Origin of the sequence: uncultured Streptomyces sp. (genome assembly GCF_947488945.1) — a bacterium.
Taxonomy (GTDB): Bacteria; Actinomycetota; Actinomycetes; order Streptomycetales; family Streptomycetaceae; genus Streptomyces.
The window spans coordinates 1-1,174 of sequence record NZ_CANLBS010000068.1; the positions used below are offsets into that span (position 1 = coordinate 1).

The 1,174-nt window shown below is 69.7% G+C and carries 1 protein-coding gene; it reads right to left on the reverse strand.

The window, feature by feature from the left end:
- On the reverse strand, positions 1-1,174 hold a 1,174-nt coding region (gene metK, locus Q0994_RS33840), incomplete at both ends, for a methionine adenosyltransferase (RefSeq protein WP_299542561.1).

Consider the following 1,174-nt stretch of genomic DNA (forward strand, 5'->3'; position numbering starts at 1 on the left):
ACAGGCCCGCGGCGGTGCGGAGGGCGTCGGTGCGGTCGGTGCGTTCCCAGGTGAAGTCGGGGAGTTCGCGGCCGAAGTGGCCGTAGGCCGCGGTCTGGGCGTAGATCGGGCGGAGCAGGTCGAGGTCGCGGATGATCGCGGCGGGGCGGAGGTCGAAGACCTCGCCGATGGCGTGCTCGATCTTCTCGGTGTCGACGGTGGCGGTGCCGAAGGTCTCGACGAACAGGCCCACGGGCTCGGCCTTGCCGATGGCGTAGGCGACCTGGACCTCGCAGCGGGCGGCGAGGCCGGCGGCGACGACGTTCTTGGCGACCCAGCGCATGGCGTAGGCGGCCGAGCGGTCGACCTTCGAGGGGTCCTTGCCGGAGAAGGCGCCGCCGCCGTGGCGGGCCATACCGCCGTAGGTGTCGATGATGATCTTGCGGCCGGTGAGGCCGGCGTCGCCCATCGGGCCGCCGATCTCGAAGCGGCCGGTCGGGTTCACCAGCAGGCGGTAGCCCTCGGTGTCCAGCTTGATGCCGTCCTCGACGAGCTGGGCCAGCACGTGCTCGACGACGAACTCGCGGATGTCGGGCGCGAGCAGCGAGTCCAGGTCGATGTCGGACGCGTGCTGCGAGGAGACGACGACCGTGTCGAGGCGGACGGCCTTGTCGCCGTCGTACTCGATGGTGACCTGCGTCTTGCCGTCCGGGCGGAGGTAGGGGATGGTGCCGTTCTTCCGGACCTCCGACAGCCGGCGGGACAGCCGGTGGGCGAGGTGGATCGGGAGCGGCATCAGCTCGGGCGTCTCGTCGCAGGCGTAGCCGAACATCAGGCCCTGGTCGCCGGCGCCCTGCTTGTCGAGCTCGTCGTCCTGGTCCTTCCGCGAGGAGCCCGCGACGCGCTTCTCGTACGCGGTGTCGACACCCTGCGCGATGTCCGCGGACTGCGCGCCGATGGACACCGACACACCGCACGAGGCACCGTCGAAGCCCTTCTTCGAAGAGTCGTAGCCGATGTCCAGGATCTTGTTGCGCACCAGATTCGGAATGTCGGCGTAGGCCCGGGTGGTGACCTCACCCGCGACGTGCACGAGACCCGTGGTGATCAGGGTCTCCACGGCCACGCGCGAGGCGGGGTCCTCGCGCAGGAGCGCGTCGAGAATCGTGTCGCTGATCTGATCAGCGATCTTGTC